This is a genomic window from Streptomyces sp. NRRL S-37 (assembly GCF_000721605.1).
In the GTDB taxonomy this organism is placed as follows: Bacteria; Actinomycetota; Actinomycetes; order Streptomycetales; family Streptomycetaceae; genus Streptomyces.
Genome location: NZ_JOIZ01000007.1, coordinates 68542 through 86379, shown reverse-complemented (window position 1 = coordinate 86379; position 17838 = coordinate 68542). Strand labels below are relative to the sequence as shown.

General features: G+C 72.1%; 15 protein-coding genes. 4 read left to right on the top strand and 11 right to left on the bottom strand.

The annotated features are described in order from the left end of the window. Nucleotides 1-11: 11 nt before the first annotated feature. A complete protein-coding gene (locus tag IH50_RS0113225) occupies nt 12-371 on the bottom strand; it encodes an NADH-quinone oxidoreductase subunit A (RefSeq protein WP_003974383.1) in 360 nt (119 codons plus the stop codon). 846 nt (nt 372-1217) lie between these two features. Between IH50_RS0113225 and IH50_RS0113220 the strand changes: the two genes are divergently transcribed. Then, nucleotides 1218-2060, top strand: coding sequence for a C40 family peptidase (locus IH50_RS0113220; protein WP_030860771.1), 843 nt, complete (start codon nt 1218-1220; stop codon nt 2058-2060). Between the two features lie 279 nt (nt 2061-2339). Here the strand turns inward: IH50_RS0113220 and IH50_RS0113215 are convergent, their stop codons facing one another. Further along, the gene (locus IH50_RS0113215) at nt 2340-4022 is read right to left on the bottom strand and encodes a hypothetical protein (protein WP_037872340.1); all 1683 of its coding nucleotides are present in this window, start codon (nt 4020-4022) and stop codon (nt 2340-2342) included. 134 nt (nt 4023-4156) lie between these two features. Continuing rightward, on the bottom strand, nt 4157-5440 hold the full coding sequence (locus IH50_RS0113210) for a geranylgeranyl reductase family protein (RefSeq protein ID WP_030860768.1): 1284 nt from the start codon (nt 5438-5440) through the stop codon (nt 4157-4159). 98 nt (nt 5441-5538) lie between these two features. Here IH50_RS0113210 and IH50_RS0113205 point away from each other — a divergent pair, with 98 nt between their 5' ends. Together IH50_RS0113205 and IH50_RS0113200 are read left to right on the top strand one after the other, a co-directional pair. Then, nucleotides 5539-6045 (top strand): GNAT family N-acetyltransferase, encoded by a 507-nt coding sequence (locus IH50_RS0113205; RefSeq protein ID WP_030860766.1) that lies wholly within the window; start codon nt 5539-5541, stop codon nt 6043-6045. A gap of 119 nt (nt 6046-6164) precedes the next feature. Then, entirely contained in the window at nt 6165-6506 is a 342-nt protein-coding gene (locus IH50_RS0113200) for a PASTA domain-containing protein (protein ID WP_030860763.1), read from the top strand. Here the strand turns inward: IH50_RS0113200 and IH50_RS0113195 are convergent. Genes IH50_RS0113195 through IH50_RS0113180 form a run of 4 tightly spaced genes read right to left on the bottom strand, consistent with a single transcriptional unit; the run spans nt 6493 to nt 10896 of the window. Further along, the gene (locus IH50_RS0113195) at nt 6493-7188 is read right to left on the bottom strand and encodes a demethylmenaquinone methyltransferase (RefSeq protein ID WP_030860762.1); all 696 of its coding nucleotides are present in this window, start codon (nt 7186-7188) and stop codon (nt 6493-6495) included. The two genes, IH50_RS0113200 and IH50_RS0113195, sit on opposite strands and share 14 nt — an antisense overlap. After that, on the bottom strand, nt 7185-8276 hold the full coding sequence (locus IH50_RS0113190) for an acyltransferase family protein (RefSeq protein WP_030860760.1): 1092 nt from the start codon (nt 8274-8276) through the stop codon (nt 7185-7187). The genes IH50_RS0113195 and IH50_RS0113190 overlap by 4 nt, the downstream gene beginning before the upstream one ends. After that, a complete protein-coding gene (locus IH50_RS0113185; RefSeq protein ID WP_030860758.1) occupies nt 8276-10528 on the bottom strand; it encodes a bifunctional polysaccharide deacetylase/glycosyltransferase family 2 protein in 2253 nt (750 codons plus the stop codon). Before IH50_RS0113185 ends, IH50_RS0113190 begins: the two co-directional genes overlap by 1 nt. Continuing rightward, entirely contained in the window at nt 10525-10896 is a 372-nt protein-coding gene (locus tag IH50_RS0113180; RefSeq protein ID WP_030860756.1) for a hypothetical protein, read from the bottom strand. The genes IH50_RS0113185 and IH50_RS0113180 overlap by 4 nt, the downstream gene beginning before the upstream one ends. 187 nt (nt 10897-11083) lie before the next feature. Here IH50_RS0113180 and IH50_RS0113175 point away from each other — a divergent pair, with 187 nt between their 5' ends. Further along, on the top strand, nt 11084-12103 hold the full coding sequence (locus IH50_RS0113175; protein WP_030860754.1) for a chitinase: 1020 nt from the start codon (nt 11084-11086) through the stop codon (nt 12101-12103). A gap of 100 nt (nt 12104-12203) precedes the next feature. Here IH50_RS0113175 and IH50_RS0113170 read toward each other — a convergent pair whose 3' ends face one another. The 4 genes from IH50_RS0113170 to IH50_RS0113155 all read right to left on the bottom strand — a co-directional run bounded on the left by IH50_RS0113170 (nt 12204) and on the right by IH50_RS0113155 (nt 17746). Next, nucleotides 12204-12803 carry an imidazolonepropionase-like domain-containing protein gene (locus IH50_RS0113170; protein WP_030860752.1) on the bottom strand — a complete coding sequence of 200 codons (600 nt, stop codon included), beginning with the start codon at nt 12801-12803 and terminating at the stop codon, nt 12204-12206. A gap of 7 nt (nt 12804-12810) precedes the next feature. Next, the gene (gene mqnC, locus IH50_RS0113165; protein ID WP_030860750.1) at nt 12811-14010 is read right to left on the bottom strand and encodes a cyclic dehypoxanthinyl futalosine synthase; all 1200 of its coding nucleotides are present in this window, start codon (nt 14008-14010) and stop codon (nt 12811-12813) included. A 68-nt stretch (nt 14011-14078) separates the two neighbouring features. After that, nucleotides 14079-14813 (bottom strand): prepilin peptidase, encoded by a 735-nt coding sequence (locus tag IH50_RS0113160; RefSeq protein ID WP_030860749.1) that lies wholly within the window; start codon nt 14811-14813, stop codon nt 14079-14081. Continuing rightward, nucleotides 14810-17746, bottom strand: coding sequence for a BTAD domain-containing putative transcriptional regulator (locus IH50_RS0113155; RefSeq protein WP_030860747.1), 2937 nt, complete (start codon nt 17744-17746; stop codon nt 14810-14812). Before IH50_RS0113155 ends, IH50_RS0113160 begins: the two co-directional genes overlap by 4 nt. Nucleotides 17747-17838: the final 92 nt, after the last annotated feature.

Genomic DNA, 17838 nt, shown 5'->3' with positions numbered 1-17838 from the left:
CTAGTGGCCCCTCAGTCCCATTCCAGGCCGCCGCGCCGCCATACGTACGCGTACGCGACGAAGACGGTGAGCACGAAGAGCAGCATCTCCACGAGCCCGAAGATCCCCAGGGCGTCGAAGGTGACGGCCCAGGGGTAGAGGAAGACGATCTCGATATCGAAAATGATGAAGAGCATCGCCGTCAGGTAGTACTTGATGGGGAAGCGCCCGCCGCCGGCCGGCGTGGGGGTCGGTTCGATACCGCACTCGTACGCCTCGAGCTTGGCGCGGTTGTACCGCTTCGGACCGATCAGCGTGGCCATGACCACGGAGAAGATCGCAAAGCCTGCCCCGAGGGCTCCCAGTACGAGGATGGGCGCATACGCGTTCACCGCTCCTCGCTCCTCTCAGTCGGCATTGACTGCAATGGGGTCCCCCCGGGGGTGAGCGAAGCCGAGCCCCTGGGGGAGGTGGTGCGTCGGACCCGCCCCGCCTCGACAGCCCCACGAACCACGCCCGCCCCGGCGAAGATCGAGAACATGTGAAGCAGGTCACAAGCCCAACCGCTCCGCATCCTATGCCTGCGGGTCTGTGATCTGCGACACGGGGTATCGCACAAGCTTTGTGATCTCCACCACCTGACGAACGATCATGAAGTCGGATGAGCGGTGATCTTCACACGCCAAGCATCCAGGCGGTCACCAAAGGTGACATTTTGCCTCGTCAGCGCAGCTCAGGGCGGCCGTCTCCATATCAAGAGTCTTCCCGCGCATGCAAATTGGCGCTGGACTCGATCTCTTGATAGAGGAGCGTTCACACATCAGGGGGACCGGAGGCGGGATGTGGACGTGTGCACGCGTTCACGAAGTCCCGGCGCCGCGATCCGGCCGCCGATCCGCCCCCGCTCCGGCCGGCGATGCCCGCGTCGACGCTCTCGTCGATCCGGACGTCGATCCCGGGGGCCGGCCGAGGCGTGGCCGGCGCTCCCGGACGCGACGGTGCGGGTAATCGTTCCGTGACCTCCGCCACATTCATGAGAGGCGTCTGAGAGCAGGGGTTGGCCAACCAGTCCAACCAGTGGTAAGTGCGGGGCAATTCGGACGTAACGATGAAAGTACGTGATCACGGGCCGATCACGGACGCCCGCAATGTCCGTTAGGGCGTCAATAAAAAGCGACACGCCCGGGATTCGGAGTCCCGATTGAACAACTGTGGCGCAGCACACGTTTCTTGAAGGTATGAAGCAGTCCCTGGTACCGGTTGTTCCCATGTCCCACACCGCTCACATACGCAGCCACCGGAAGCCCCGCCGCACCGCCCAGTCCACGATGGCGATGCGGGCCGGCGTCGCCGGTGGCGTCCTCAGCACCCTGGCAGTGGCCGGGGCGTCGGGTTCGGCGAACGCTGCCGAGCCGGTGACGCAGACCCTCGAACTGCCGACCCTGACGGCGGACCTCGCCGCTCAGGTCGCCCAGTCCGCGGACGCCACCCAGCAGGCCGCCGCGAACTACCAGCTGCAGGCCGAGCGTGACGCGGCCGCGGAGCAGGCCGCCAAGGAGGCCAAGGCCGACCTCGCCGTGGCCAAGAAGAAGGCCCAGGCGAAGAAGGAGGCCGCCGAGGAGGCCCGCAAGGCCGCCGCCGAGCGCGCCACCCGCAACGCCGAGCGCACCACCCTCACCACCACCTCCGCCGCCTCCACCACCACGACCGCCTCCGCGCCCGCCAGCGGCAGCGTCGCGACGGTCATCGCCTTCCTGCAGGCACAGGTGGGCGACGCCTACGTCATGGGCGCCTCGGGCCCCAACGCCTGGGACTGCTCCAGCCTGGTCCAGGCCGCGTTCAAGCAGGTCGGCGTCGACCTGCCGCGCGTCTCGCAGGACCAGTCGATGGCCGGCACCGACATCCCGCTGTCCCAGATCCAGGTCGGCGACATCCTCTACTGGGGCGGCAAGGGTTCCGCGTACCACGTGGGTGTCTACATCGGCGGCGGCCAGTACCTGGACGCGGCCAACCCCTCCAAGGGCGTCGTCATCCAGGACCTCTCCGGCTACCCCGCGTCGGGTGCCGTGCGCGTGCTCTGAGCCGCGCCCCGTCGTGGGCCGGAGGGCCGCTGCCGCTCGGGGGCAGCGGCCCTCCGGCATGCCCGCACACCGGGCCGAGATCTCCCTATTGCCCGAATCGCCCCATCGTCCGGGCGGGTTGACGGCGCCGGTACGCACCGGCCGGACGCCCTGCGGCCCCGTGACGGCCCCTCACGGCGCCCCGGCACGGACGCCGACGGCCGGGGTCCGCCCTCCGGACCCCGGCCGTCCACAGCGCCGCTCACGGCTTCGCGCCGCACGGGCGCTCACTCACGCCTCTCAGGCGATGGCCCCGCCCGTCCGCCGCCCCCGGCGGCGCAGCAGCACGGTCACGCCCGCGCCGAGGCCCAGCGTCAGCAGCGCCGCCCCGCCGATCAGCGCCGTCCCGCCGGCGCCGGTGGACGCCAGACCGCCCTGGACGCCGCCGGACGTACCGTTCGTACCGGAACCGGAGGAACCGGTACCGCCGTCCTGCCCGGAACCGGACGAGGACGAGGGTGAAGGCGAAGGTGAGGCGGACGGCGTGGCGCCGCCGCCGTTCTGACCCGTTCCGCCGTCCGTCTGCTCATCCGGGCCGTTCAGGACGATCCAGGCCGAATTGTTCGCGCGATCCGACTCGGCGGGGTCCCCCGAATCCGGCAGCGCCACCTCGCCCTTGGCGTTCTCGACGACCCGGTCGACGCGCAGTTCGAACGGGTAGGTGAACTCGGCGTCCTCCAGCAGCGGGGTGCTCACCCAGCAGCGGTAACCCTTCTCGTCCTCGGCGAGGGTGGTCTCCCGGCACTTCTCCGGCGCCTTGGTGACGGTCGCCCCTTCGGGAACCTTCACCGTGAAGGAGAAGGGCTCACCGCCGGACCGCAGGGCGCTGATCCAGGCCGGCCCGTTGTTGCGGAAGCCGATCTCCGCCGTGACGGTGTCGCCGGCCCCGGCGTCCAGCGAGGCGCCGGTCAGCTCCAGGTCGTAGGTGTTCTTCAGGGGCAGGTCCAGCTCCGCGTACCGGGTGTAGTCCGCGGGGTCGGCGTCGGAGACCTGCCTCAGCTCCAGGTCCACTCCGTTGCCCTGCCGGTACTCCTTCCCCTCGCGCAGGCCGTCCGCCTCGTCCGGCGGTACGGCCGTGAAGGAGTAGGTGAAGATGTCGCGCAGCGCGAAGTCCGCGGTGCCCACCTTCAGCGGCTCGGCGAGCGCGTACGCCGCACCGGCCTCGATGGTGTCCGGGAACGTGCAGATGACGTCGGTGCCCTGCCGCAGCAGCGGGCCGGTGGTCACCTCGGAGTAGGCGCAGTTGCCGAACGAGTCGGGGAAGGACACCCCGCGCGAGCCGTGGAACCGCAGTACCGCGCCCTCGGCGGGCAGGGTGCCCACGTTGCGCAGGCCCACGGGGGCCTTGTAGGTGTCGCCCGCCTTCAGGTCACCGGGCAGGGGCAGCGTGTGGTTCAGGAACTCGGGGCCGCCGACGAGCACGTCGATGTCCAGCGGCGTGAAGTCCAGCCCCTCGCCCTCACCGGTGACCTTGATGCTGCCGGAGTCCCCGGCCTCGCTGTCGTCGTCGACGTCCAGCCGGATCTTGCCGACCCGGTTGTACTGCTGCCCTGCGTACAGCTCCCAGCCCGTGCAGGTGGCGACGAGGCCGTCGACGTCGCAGGGGAGGTCCACCGAGGCGACGCCCTCCAGCCCGGTGGCGTCGATGCGGATCGTGTAGTCGCCGGTGAACACGGGCGGGACGACGCCGTCGCCCTCGAACTCCTCCCCCGGGACGTTCAGCCGCAGGTCGATCTGCGGTTCCGGGGAGTCGTCGCCGGACCCCAGCGACAGGTCGACCCGGTCCTCGCCGGTGATGGTCACGGGGAGGGGCTCGTCGGCCGCCCGGGCGGTGCCCGCGGCACCGGCCGCGACCAGACTCGCGGCGGCCACCAGCCCCAGGGCTCTGAGCGGCCCGGGCCGCCGTTGTGCCTGCTGTGTCATGGAAGGCTCTTTCGTCGTACGGGACGTGCCTGCGTGGTTACGTCCCGTACGACTCCGGCCGCGGCCGGTCAGTTGTCCACCGGCGTATTACACGATGATCACAATCGGACGCTCCGTCAGAACCGTCCGGCCGGTCACGCCTTCGGCGCCACCTTGCTCAGGCCGTTGATGATGCGGTCCATCGCGTCGCCGCCCGTCGGGTCGGTCAGGTTGGCGAGCAGCTTCAGGGTGAACTTCATCAGCATCGGGTGCGTCAGTCCGCGCTGGGCGGCGATCTGCATGATCTTCGGATTGCCGATGAGCTTCACGAAGGCCCGGCCGAGCGTGTAGTAACCGCCGTAGGTGTCCTTCAGCACGCGCGGATAGCGCTGGAGGGCGATCTCCCGCTGGGCCGGGGTGGCCCGCGCGTGGGCCTGGACGATCACGTCGGCGGCGATCTGCCCGGACTCCATCGCGTAGGCGATGCCCTCGCCGTTGAAGGGGTTCACCAGTCCGCCCGCGTCACCGACCAGCAGCAGGCCGCGCGTGTAGTGCGGCTGGCGGTTGAAGGCCATGGGGAGCGCGGCGCCGCGGATCGGGCCGGTCATGTTGTCCGGGGTGTAACCCCAGTCCTCCGGCATCGACGCGCACCAGGCCTTGAGCACCTCGCGCCAGTCCAGCTCCTTGAAGGAGTCGGAGGTGTTGAGCACGCCGAGGCCGACGTTGCTGGTGCCGTCGCCCATGCCGAAGATCCAGCCGTAGCCGGGCAGCAGCCGGTCCTGCGGGCCACGGCGGTCCCACAGTTCCAGCCAGGACTCCAGGTAGTCGTCGTCGTGGCGGGGCGAGGTGAAGTACGTGCGCACCGCGACGCCCATCGGCCGGTCCTCGCGCCGGTGCAGCCCCATCGCCAGGGACAGCCGGGTGGAGTTGCCGTCGGCGGCCACCACCAGCGGGGCGTGGAAGGTGACCTCCCGCTTCTCCTCGCCGAGCTTGGCCTTCACGCCGGTGATGCGCCCGGTGCGGTCGTCGATGACCGGGCCGCTCACATTGCAGCGCTCGTACAGCCGGGCGCCCGCCTTCTGGGCCTGGCGGGCGAGCTGCTCGTCGAAGTCGTCGCGCTTGCGGACCAGGCCGTAGTCGGGGAAGGAGGCGAGTTCCGGCCAGTCGAGCTGGAGGCGGACCCCGCCGCCGATGATGCGCAGGCCCTTGTTGCGCAGCCAGCCGGCCTCCTCGGAGATGTCGATGCCCATGGCGACGAGCTGCTTCGTGGCGCGCGGGGTGAGACCGTCGCCGCAGACCTTCTCCCGCGGGAACTCGGTCTTCTCCAGCAGGAGCACGTCGAGTCCGGACCGGGCCAGGTGGTACGCGGTGGCGGAGCCGGCCGGCCCCGCGCCTACGACGATGACGTCCGCGGTGTTGTCGGAGAGGGGCTCGGTCACGGCGGGATCTCCCCAAGTTCGAAATCTGCGTGCCGACCGGCACTGGACACGGGCAGTCTATTCAGCACGAGTGATCACCCGGCTGAAGGGCTGCCCCCGTGAACCGAGCTCTCCCCGTCGTACGGCTGCGCGTCCCCACCCACGAGGACGCCTTCGCCTGGCATCGGATCTTCGACGACCCGGACGTCATGGAGTTCCACGGCGGCACGTCGGCGGAGCTGTCGGTCTACGAGGAGCTCACCGCCCGCCAGCGCCGGCACGACGCCCAGCTCGGCTTCTGCCTGTGGACCATGCTCGACGAGTCCGGCCGGGTCATCGGCTTCACCGGCGCCCAGCCGTGGGAGCGCGACTGGGGCCCGACGGGCGAGATCGAGATCGGCTGGCGGCTCGCGCGGGAGCACTGGGGCAAGGGGTACGTCACCGCGGCGGCCCGGCAGACCCTGGAGCGGGTGACGGCGGCGGGTCTGACGGGCGTGGTGGCGATGGTGGACGCCGGCAACTCCCGCTCCATAGCGGTCACCCGGCGGCTCGGGATGCGCCTCGCCGAGACGTTCACGATCCCGTCCTCCGGGCGGGAGGGCCACTGCTACCGGCTGGACCTCTGACCCCGGCACCCGGTCGTCACCCAGAGTAACCAATTGTCACGGAACGCCACTTGATGCTTCCGGCGGGCCCGGCACCGGGTCTACTCTGCCGGTACCGCTTGGGGGTGACGTCCGTGCGTATGACACCCAGGACACCGACGCCCGACGTGCGCGTGCCGCGCCTGGTCGGACTGATGGCCGTGGACGCGCGTGAGTCGGCCCGGGCCCGGGGCCTGTCCGTGCACGCCCCCGACCGGCCGGACTTCCAGCGCGTCGTCGTCGACTACGTCGTACGGCAGTATCCGCAGCCCGGCACCGAGGTGCCGCGGGACTCCGTGGTCCATGTGTGGTTCGACTTCGGTGAGGGCGAGGGCGGCGGAGGGGTGCGCGAGCCGCGCGGGCCGCTGCCGCCCACGGGCGGGCTCCGGCGGGAACTGGAGGAGCCCGCCCCGCCTCACCCGGTGCTGCTCAGCTCTCCTTGAACCCCCGGTGCAGCGCCACCACGCCGCCCGTGAGGTCGCGCCACGCCACCTTCGACCAGCCGGCGCCCTGCAGCCGCCCCGCCAGCGCGGGCTGGTCGGGCCAGGCGCGGATGGACTCGGCGAGATAGACGTACGCGTCCGGGTTGGACGACACCGACCGGGCGACCGGCGGCAGCGCGCGCATCAGGTACTCGGTGTAGACCGTGCGGAACGGCGCCCACGTCGGGTGCGAGAACTCGCAGATGACGATCCGCCCGCCGGGCCGGGTCACCCGGTGCATCTCGCGCAGCGCCGCGTCCGTGTCCTGCACGTTGCGCAGCCCGAAGGAGATGGTGACGGCGTCGAAGACGTCGTCCTTGAAGGGCAGCCGGGTCGCGTCGCCCGCCGTGTACGGCAGCCAGGCGTTGTTCCGCTTGCCGACCCGGAGCATGCCCTGGGAGAAGTCGCAGGGCACGACGTAGGCGCCGGCGCGGGCGAAGGGCATCGACGAGGTGCCCGTACCGGCCGCCAGGTCCAGGATCCTCTGCGCGGGCCGGGCGTCGACGGCCTTCGCGACCTCCTTGCGCCATCGCCGGTCCTGGCCGAGGGACAGCACATCGTTCGTCAGGTCGTATCGTTCCGCGACGTCGTCGAACATCGAGGCGACTTCGTGCGGCTGCTTGTCCAGGGATGCGCGGGTCACACGCCCATTCTTGCAGCCCGCCCACCGGGCAGGAGCGTCGGCTTCCGGCGGGCGGCGACATCCTCGACCCAGCCGCACGCGAGCACGAAGCCGCCGGTCAGGACCCAGCCGACGCCGAACAGGAACCACTGGCTCTCCAGCGGCAGGTACGTCTCGAACGCGGGCACCTCCCAGAACCGGTCGATCAGCGGCACGGCCAGGATCAGCGCCAGTTCGTGCCAGAGGTAGATCGTCACGGCGCGCGCGTTGAACACGGTGACCAGCCGGGAGCGGGACGGCCCCACGAGGCCCGCGTACTCCTTGGCGTACATCAGCAGCGTCACGAACCCGGCCGACCAGAAGGCCTGCGCGAGCGGGTTGTCGTCCAGGTCGTAGGTGCCGCCGTACTCCGCCTGGTGGGCGAGGGCGTACCAGCCGCCGTAGGCGAGCGCGGCGAGCGACGCCACGGTGACGGCGAGGGGGCGCAGCCGCGCGAGCACCCCCTCGTGGTGGGCGAAGCCGAGGAGCCAGCAGAACAGGAACGTCGCGAGGTCGGTGAGGGCGCTGCCGAACCGCCCCTCCGGCGGCTGCCACACGTACGTGAGGACGACGACCGGGACGAGCGACAGCACCAGCACCACGACCGGGGACAGCCGCAGCACCCGCAGCAGCAGCGGGGAGAGCAGCACGAACCACAGGTACGTCCGCAGGTACCAGACGATCTCCCAGGCCTGCTCGGCCCAGGCGCTGCCCGGCGGGTCGCCGAGCGGCACGATCCAGTACACGATCCGCCATCCCGGCATCCAGCCGTGCACCAGCATCGCGGTGACCACGAAGAAGCCCCAGAACCAGAACGGCGGCAGCAGGCGGCGGACCCGGCTCCGGATCACCGTGAGCGCGGGGCGCCGCAGCGACCTGGCCATCAGGGTGCCGGCCAGCCCGAACATCACCCCCATCGACGGGAAGACCATCCCCGCCCAGGCCCAGCCGAAGGTGTGGTACGCCACGACCCGGACGAGGGCCACCGCGCGCAGGAGGTCGAAGTACCCGTCACGGCCGGCCGGGGCCGTGACCTGCTCACGCACGGCCCCCTTGCGGTGCGCCCCCATCAGCCGCCCGTCCTCGTCGGCATCCCGACCTCGCCCGTCCGCTTCAGCTTCTGCCAGCGCAGCCGGCCGCCGGTCAGGGCGGTGACACAGGAGTGGATGAGGACGAGATACATCATCTGCCGGTACGCGAACTGCTGCAGCGGCATCATCAGCAGGTACCGGTACTTCTCCCGGTCGAGCCGGAAGGCGTACGCGGCGCACACCAGCTGCACGCCCAGGACCGCGAGCCAGGCCAGCAGGGCGGCCTGGAAGTCGACGAAGAGCATCGAGTACACGGTGAACACGTCGATGAGCGGCGCGAAGACCGGCGTGACGATCTGGAAGAGCACCACCAGCGGCAGGCCGACCCGCCCGAACCGCCCCGAGGGCCCCTTGTCGGTGAGGGACCCGCGGTGCTTCCACAGCGCCTGCATGGTGCCGTACGACCAGCGGTAGCGCTGCGACCAGAGCTGCCGCAGCGAGCGGGGGGCCTCGGTCCACGCGCGGGCGTGCTCCTCGTAGACGACCCGCCATCCCGCGCGGTGCAGCGCGATGGTGATGTCGGTGTCCTCGGCGAGGGTGTCCTCGCTCATCCCGCCCGCCTGGAGGACCGCCTCACGGCGGAACGCGCCGATCGCGCCGGGGATGGTCGGCATGCAGCGCAGCAGGTCGTACATGCGCCGGTCGAGGTTGAAGCCCATCACGTACTCGATGTGCTGCCAGGCGCCGATGAGCGTGGAGCGGTTGCCGACCTTGGCGTTGCCCGCGACGGCGCCCACCGACGGGTCGGCGAAGGGCTGCACCAGGCGGCCCACGGTGTCCGGTTCGAAGACGGTGTCGCCGTCCATCATCACGACGATGTCGTGCCGGGCGTGGCGGATGCCGTTGTTCAGGGCGGCCGGCTTGCCCGCGTTCTCCTGCCGGATCACCCGGACGTCGGGCAGGCCGAGCGCCTCGGCGAGCTCCGCCGTGCCGTCCGTGGAGCCGTCGTCGACGACGACGATCTCGATCGGATGGGTGCTCTCGGCCAGCGACCGCAGGGTGTTCTCGATGCACTCCTTCTCGTTGTACGCCGGGACGATCACGCTGACCGGCCGGGTGACGGGCGGTCCCCAGCCGAAGCGGCGTCTGTTGCGCTGCCGGTGGTGGCGCCGGGCGAGGACGAGCATCAGCCCGAACCGTCCCATGACGGCCACGCCCACGATCACCAGGCCGGCCGAGAGCGCGGGCACCGTCCACTCGGCGACGGTGACGGCCGCGATGAGCGCCTTGCCCTCGTAGAGGGTCGCGCCGGTGGCGGTGCGGTGGGAGGCCTGGAGCCGGCTGCCGGTGCCGGACGGGGCACCGGCGGCGGCACCGGGACCGTCCGCTCCGGACCCGCCGGCGGACTGCTGCTGCTCGGCCATGGCGCCGCTGACGGTGGTGAAGGTGTAGCCCTCCGCCTGCATGTTCTCGATGTACTCCGCCAGCGCCTCGACGGTCTGCGTGCGGTCGCCGCCGGAGTCGTGGAAGAGCACCGAGGCGCCCTTCCCGTCCTCCGGGGTGGCCCCTTCGACGATCTTCGCGACGCCCGGCTCCTTCCAGTCCTCGCTGTCGGTGTCGATGAAGACGCTGGTGTAACCGTCCTCGCCGAGCTGCTGGTAGACCTGCCAGCTGTAGTTGTCGATGGCGTCCGGCTTGGAGGAGTACGGCGCCCGGAACAGTGTGGAGGTGATCCCGGCCGCGCCCGCGAGCGCGAGCTGGGTCTGCTCCATCTCGCGGGTGACGCGGGAGGCGCTCTGGTAGGACAGGTCGACGTGGGTGAAGGTGTGGACGCCGATCTCGTTGCCCTGGTCGACCAGGTCCTTCACGATGTCGGGGTGGCGCGACACCATCGAGCCGACCACGAAGAACGTGCCGGGCACGTCGTACTTCTCCAGGACCTCCATGACCTCCGGTGTCCAGGTGGGGTCCGGTCCGTCGTCGAAGGTGAGCACGATCGTCTTGTCCGGGACGGAGGTGGTCTCGGCCTGCCCGCCGGGGAAGCTGAGGATCGGGCCGCCCTCGAGGACCTCGTCGGGCACCTCGGAGGACGAGGCCCCGGTGCGGACCCGCTGGTCGTCACCGACTTCGGCCCGCAGATAGCCGTCGAGCAGCATCACGCAGGTCAGGGCGAGCAGGAGCAGCAGCGCGAGGAGGACCCGCGGCCGGTGCAGGGCGGCGGCCCGTCCGGCGGCGCGCTCGATACGGGTGGGGGCGCGGCGCCGGCCGCGCGCGGGGGGTGCGGCGGTCATGACGTCGCCGAGGGGGTGGGGACGGTGGTGGCGCCCGGGGTGCCGGCCGGCGGGGACGGCGGGGTTCCGGTCGGGGCCACCCCGTTCCTCGGGCCCGCGCCGCCACCGGGTCCTGCCTCCCCCTGTCCGCCTCCGAACGGCAGCAGCGAGGCCGGCGTGACCGAGGTGCCGATGCCCATGAAGGTCAGACCCAGCACGACCGCGTACCCGGCGCAGACGGTTCCCAGGAGCAGGCCGATCCGGCGCAGCAGCCTGGCCCGGCGTCCGGAGGAGTCGACGAAGACGGGCCCTTCGCCGGACCCGTTGCGGCGTTTGCGGCGACGGCCGCGCGCGTCGGCGCGGCTTTCGATGGCGGGATCGGAATGCATGGCCCGGACGGTAGGGGCCGTTTTCTGGGGAAAACCCGGCGTTCCCTGTGAGTCTCCCGTGGGAGGGCCGCGAACCTCTCCGTCCCCTGAGAATGGTCCGGGAACCGGGCGTACATCCTCAGAAAGCGCACAGAACCGTGTGCCAGGTTGGCCGTCCACCCGATGTCTCACGAAGGGAACGAGCACGATGCGCGGTCCACTGAAGTCCGTTGCCGGGCTCGCCCTCCTCCCGGCCCTGGCCCTGGCCACCGCGGGCTGTTCCGCCGGGAGCACCACGGCGGACGCGGCCCCGGCGGACCCCGCCCCCTCGGCCTCGTCGTCGTCCGCGCCGGTCACCGCGTACGCCCCGTACGTCAGTGTCTCGGCGGCCTCCGGCACCGACTCGGCGGGCTCTCCCACGACGTACAACCTGGCGTTCGTGATCTCCTCCGGCAGCGGCTGCGCCCCGTACTGGAACGGCACCCAGGACATCGACGACGCGAGCGTGACGTCCCGGATCGCGGGGCTCACCGGGTCCGGCGCCGGCGTCCGGGTCTCCTTCGGCGGCGCCTTCGGGGACGAACTGGCGGCCACCTGCGACACCGCGGAGGAACTGGCGGAGGCGTACGGCACCGCGCTGGACGCGGCCGGCGCCACCCGTGCCGACTTCGACATCGAGGGCGACGAACTCACCGACTCCGCCTCCGTGGACCTGCGGTCGGAGGCGATCGCGCTGCTCCAGGAGGAACGTGCGGACCTGGAGGTGTCGTTCACCCTCCCGGTCATGCCGTCCGGGCTCGACGAGGACGGGCTGGCCCTGCTGGAGTCCGCGAACGACCACGGCGCCCGGGTCGCCACCGTCAACCTCATGACGATGAACTACGGCGAGTCCTACGACGGTGACATGGGCGAGTACGCCCTCACCTCCGCCGAGGCGGCGAACGCCCAGCTCCAGGACGTCTTCGGGCTGTCGGAGGCCGATGCCTGGCGGGGCATGGCGCTCACCTCGATGATCGGCGTCAACGACGTGGAGGGGGAGACGTTCACGCTCGCGGACGCGGCACAGGTGCGGGCGTTCGCGGAGGAGAAGGGGATCGCGTGGGTGTCGATGTGGTCGGCGTTCCGGGACCGGCAGTGCGGCGAGGACGCTTCCGCGGACGACCCGTTGACGGACTGCAGCGGGGTGGAGCAGGAGGACGGGGCGTTCGGGGAGGCGTTCGCGGGGTGAGGGCCGCACCGTCACGGGGCCGGCGCCACCACGGGGCAGCACCACCACGGATCAGCGCCGTCACGGGCCGGCGCCACCACGGGTCAGGCGTCGCTACGGGTCAGCGCCGCCGGTACACCAGGCGGCCGCCCACGACGGTGGCCACGCACGTGGACGCGCCGTCCCGCACGAGGGCGTCCCGGTCGGGCACGTCGAACACCGCGAACCGCGCGGGTCCCCCGGCGGCGAGGCCCGGCAGCAGCACGAGAGGGACCGGGGAGAGCGCCGGGGGCCCCGGCAGTACGGGCGGACGCCCCGCCAGGGCGAGCCCGGCCCTGCGCACCGCGTCCAGGGCCTCACGGCCGCGCAGCTCACCGGCGACCGCGACCGTCCCGTGCGCCAGCATGCGCTGTACTCCGCGGCGTGCGCTGGCGCCCCGCGCGGACGGTCCGGCGGCCAGGAGCGCCCGCGCCCGCTCCCCGAACACCGGCTCGGTACCGAGCCGGTCCGCCTCGCGCGGGTCGGGGTGGTACGCCTGCTCCAGCAGTTCCGGACCGTAGGGGTTGAGCAGGCCGGGCGTCAGGATGCCGGGCCACCGCCGCAGCCGGGCGTCCGGATGGTCGGCGGCCAGCCGCTCGTACGGGCCGACGGCGGCGATGTGCGCGCCGTCGACCAGGACGGCGGTCTCGGGTGAGGCGTCGGCTGCGTGAAGGGTCAGCACGGGGACGTCAGTTGGAGGCGAGGAGCTTCAGCTCCGGGTGGGCCGTGCCGCCCTCGATGGCCGTGGAGGAGATGTGGGAGACCACGCGCTCGTCGACGGGGTCGTTCGCCGGGTCGTCGTGGACGACGAGGTGCTCGTACGTCGTCGACCGCTGGGCCGGGACCCGGCCCGCCTTGCGGATCAGGTCGATGATCTCCAGCCGGTTGGAGCGGTGCTTGGCACCGGCGGAGGAGACGACGTTCTCCTCCAGCATGATGGAGCCGAGGTCGTCCGCGCCGTAGTGCAGGGAGAGCTGGCCGACCTCCTTGCCGGTGGTCAGCCAGGAGCCCTGGATGTGCGCCACGTTGTCCAGGAAGATCCGGGCGATGGCGATCATCCGCAGGTACTCGAAGAGGGTGGCCTGGGTGCGGCCCTTCAGGTGGTTGTTCTCGGGCTGGTAGGTGTACGGGATGAACGCGCGGAAGCCGCCCGTGCGGTCCTGCACGTCACGGATCATGCGCAGGTGCTCGATCCGCTCGGCGTTGGTCTCGCCGGTCCCCATCAGCATGGTGGACGTGGACTCGACGCCGAGGTTGTGCGCGATCTCCATGATCTCCAGCCAGCGCTCGCCGGACTCCTTGAGCGGCGCGATGGCCTTGCGGGGGCGGGCGGGGAGCAGTTCGGCGCCCGCGCCGGCGAAGGAGTCGAGCCCGGCCGCGTGGATCCGGGTGATCGCCTCGTCGACGCTCACGCCCGAGATCCGCGCCATGTGCTCGACCTCGCTCGCCCCCAGGCTGTGGATGACGAGCTGCGGGAACTCCTTCTTGATGGCGGCGAAGTGCTTCTCGTAGTACTCGACGCCGTAGTCCGGGTGGTGACCGCCCTGGAACATGATCTGCGTACCGCCGAGCTCGACGGTCTCCGCGCAGCGCCGCAGGATGTCGTCGAGGTCGCGGGTCCAGCCCTTCGCGGTGTCCTTGGGGGCCGCGTAGAAGGCGCAGAACTTGCACGCCGTGACGCACACGTTCGTGTAGTTGATGTTCCGCTCGATGATGTACGTCGCGATGTGCTCCGTACCGGCGTACCGGCGCCTGCGCACGGCATCGGCGGCGGCGCCCAGCGCGTGCAGCGGGGCGTCGCGGTAGAGGTCGAGGGCCTCCTCGGGGGTGATCCGCCCACCGGCGGCGGCACGGTCGAGGACGGTCTGAAGGTCGGCCTTCTCGGTCACCGGCGTCCCTTTCGTAAGGGTGTGGACGGACCGATCCAGCCTACGCCAGGGGGTTTCCGGGGCCGACGTCAGGCCGCGTACGCGCCGATCAGCAGCCCCGCGAAGGCCCCGCTGATCAGGAAGGGACCGAACGGGATGGCCGTCTTGCGTCCCGCCTTCCGGGCGACGACGAGGGCGCCCCCGTACAGCGCCCCGAACACGAACCCGGCGAGGGTGCCGAGCATCACGGCCGGCCAGCCGTACCAGCCGAGGACGGCGCCCGCGCCGAGGGCGAGCTTGACGTCGCCGAAGCCCATGCCGCCCGGGTTGATGAGGAACAGCATGAAGTAGCCGGCGCCGAGTGCGAGCGCGCCCAGCAGGGCGCCGGTCCACCCCCCCGCGTGTTCGGGGGTGAGGGCGGCGAGGCCGAGCAGGGCGAGGGCGGCACCGGCGAAGGGGAGGGTCAGCGGGTCGGGCAGCCGCTGCACCCGGAAGTCGACCACGGCCAGCAGCACGCCGACGGGCGCGAGCAGCAGCCAGACGAACAGCTCGGGCCGGGTGCCGGTGGCGGCGGCGAGGGCGGCGCAGACGAGGGCGGTGACGACGACGGGGGCGGTGCCGGGTCCGTACGGCGGTCCCGCGCACGGCCCGCACCGGGCCCGGCCGAGCCAGCCGCCGACCGGGTGCCCCGCCGGGCACGCCGTCCGCCACGCCTCCCCCGACGGGACGGAGAACCGGTAGGCCGCGCGGGGCAGCACCGCGCCGGCCGACGCGCCCCACAGCGCGGCGACGGCGATCAGCAGGGCGTCGAGGTGCTCGGTCATCCGGCCGCCGCGGCCGTGTCGCGCCAGGTGGGGAGCAGTTCGTCGAGCAGCGCCTCGGTGCGCGGCGGCAGTCCGCGGGCGCCGGCGCGGCCGACGAGGTCGGCGGCGAGGGCGGTGAGCCGTGCGGGGTCGTCGAGGGCGTGGGTGGCGCGCAGCAGCTCGTTCCACAGCCGCTCGTCGGCGGGGGCGGTGCGCAGCGCGGCGTTCAGCGCCTCGATGGCCTTCTCCGCGCGGTTCTTCTCCAGGTGGAACGCGCAGAGCGCGAGTCCGGTGTCCGCGACGAGCAGCGGGAGCTGGGCGTCGACGATCTCGTGGGTGAGCCAGCGGTAGCGGCCCTCGGGCCGGTCGGCGAGGAGCGGACCGCGCACCAGCACCAGCGCGTCGGTGAGCAGCCGGCCGCGTACGGCCCGGCTGTCGACGCCCTTGCCCTGGGTGGCCTCGTGGTACAGCGACCGCAGCACGTCCAGGTCGGAGACGACGGACTTGGCGAGGGTGAGCCGCCCGGTGGAGTCCGTGCCGAGGCGGGGGGTGCCGTCGGGGTCGGTGCCGAGCCAGGCGCGCAGCCGCTCGACCAGCGCCTCGCGCACGTCGTCGGTGACGCCGCGCGGCCACAGCGCGGAGGACAGCACGCGCGGGTGGACGCCCTCGCGGTGCAGGAGCAGCAGCGCGAGCGCCTCGTGGAGCAGGGCGCTGCGCTCGCCGTCGGGGGTGTCCAGGCCGATGATCTCGTACGGTCCGACCAGGCGCGCGTAGACGGCGGGCCGCCCCTGCTCGCTGATGTCGACGAGGAACGGCGGGGTGTCGCCGGGTCCGTCGGGTCCGCGCTCGGGGTCGGCGTCGGCGAACAGCTCGACGACCGCGCGCTGCTGGGCGGCGGGCAGGAGCTGGGCGTCGAGTTCGAGACCGAGCAGGGGGGCGAGCAGTTTGCCCTCGCCCGTGATCTCCATCTCCCAGGCGGCACCCGGCAGTTCGCCGCTGCCGGTGCCGACGAGGTAGCCGATGCCGAGGCGGCTCGCGTCGGCGGCGAGTTCGGCGAGCGTGACGGCGTCCTCGGCGGACGGCTCGGCGGCGAGCAGCACGAGGTGCGGGGCCCAACGGGTGTGCTGGGCCGGGCCGGTGCGTCCGGTGAGCACGGAGTCGTGCCCGGCCGCGCCCAGCGCGCCGCGCCGCTGCCGCGTCTCGGCCTCCATGGTCTCGATCAGCGCCTCGATGCCGTCGAGGTGGCGCAGCCGGCTGGGCGCGAGCGGGGTGAGGTCCTCGCCGAAGCCGACGAGGGTGATGGTCATCCGGTCCGACCAGCCGTTGGTGGCCAGCTCGGCGGCGACGGAGGCGAACACGGCGGCCCGGTCGGCCTCGGCGCCGCTCAGCGAGACGATGCCGGGGACGGACTCCAGGTTGAGCAGCAGCCGGGAGTCGTCCATGGTGCCGAGGCTGACGAGGCCGGGGTAGGGGGCGGCGGTGTCGACGTCCTCGTACCGTGCGGCGTCGTCCTTGGCGAGCGTCCAGAACGTCTGGTCCTGTCCGGGCTGCCAGGGCGCGGGCGGCTTCCCGGACGGCTGGGCGAGCTGGAGGTTCAGGTCGCCGCCTGTGAGCCAGGCCGCGTAGACGGTGGGCAGCGGGCGGGACTCGGCGGCGAGGGACGCGGCGAGCCCGCGCAGCGACCGGTCGAGCAGCCGTACGCCCTCGGGGTCGGCGCCGACCAGCAGCGCGTCCTGGACGTCCAGGGCGTCCCCGGTCGGCGTGGGCGGCTGCATCCCGCGCCCGCCGATACCGGCGAACGCCGACTGCCACAGGGCCTGACGGCGCCGGTGCCCGAGCGCGCCGAGGAGACCGGCGGCGAGGAGGGGCGCGGCGAGGAGGGCTTCGGGGAGGCCGAAGGAGGAGGAGTCCTGGGCGGGGGTGGCGTGCTGCCGGTGACCGGCGTCGTCGTTCGCGGGAGCGGGGGCGGGGGCGGGCCGCTGCTCGGGAACGGAGACCTGAGCGGCACCGCCGCCGCTGCCACCGCTGTCCTGCGCGTGCTCCCCGGTCCTGTCGTAGTCACGGATCTGCTGCCGCACCTCGGGCGAGACCTCGGGTGCCTCGTCCGGCATCTCGACGAGGTCGCCGCCGCGCGCGTCGCCGGGCATCTCCATGATCCAGCCGGGCCGGATCAGACTGGCCTCGGACAGCTTGGAACCGTCGGGCTGGGTGCGGTCCTTGTTGAGCTCGAAGATCTCCTTGTACCGGCGCCCGTCGCCGAGGTGCCGCTCGGCGATCTCCCACAGGGAGTCGTGGTGACGTCCCTCGGGCGGCTGGATCCGGTAGAACTTCGTGTCGCCCTGCTGCCTGGCACCACTGCTCGCGGCGGTTTCGGCGTGCGACGCCTGCTCGGCGAGCGCGGCGGCGGTACCGGCGGCCTGCTCCTGCTGCTGGGCGAAGAAGCCGGGGGTCTGCTGGGCGGCGGCCACGGCGGGCCGCTGGTTCCCCTCCAGGCTCTGCCCGAGCTGGCTCAGTCCCGGAGTGAAGCTGGCGGCGGTCGCGCCGACGAGCAGCACGGCGGCGACGAGCTGCCGGGCGAGCAGCTGGCTGGGCCCGGCCCCGGGCACCCGCCCCGGCACCCCGACCCCCGACAGCGCGGCCTTCATCTCGACGAGCACACACGCGGTGAACTGCGCCCAGGCGAGCCAGACGACGAAGGTCAGGATGGAGAGGAAGGTCTGGACGGAGATGTCCTGCTTGAGCCACTCCATCGGCTCGAACGTGTCCGGCAGCGGCCAGCCGGCGGTCACGGCCAGTGCGAACGGCACCCCGACGAGCAGCGCGACCAGCGCCACGAAGGCGAGGAACGCCTTGACGAAGTCCCCGAACGACCGCCGCCGCACCCGCACCGGCTGCGGCGTCCGGTTCCTCGGAGCCGTCGAGCTGGACGGGCTGGGACTGCGGCGTCGCGGCATGGCGGGTGTCCTGGGTTTGTGGGAAGAGGGTCTGCTGAGCCTACAGAGATCTTATGGACTCGATTGGCCCCAGTCGAAGGCCTCCTCCCGCT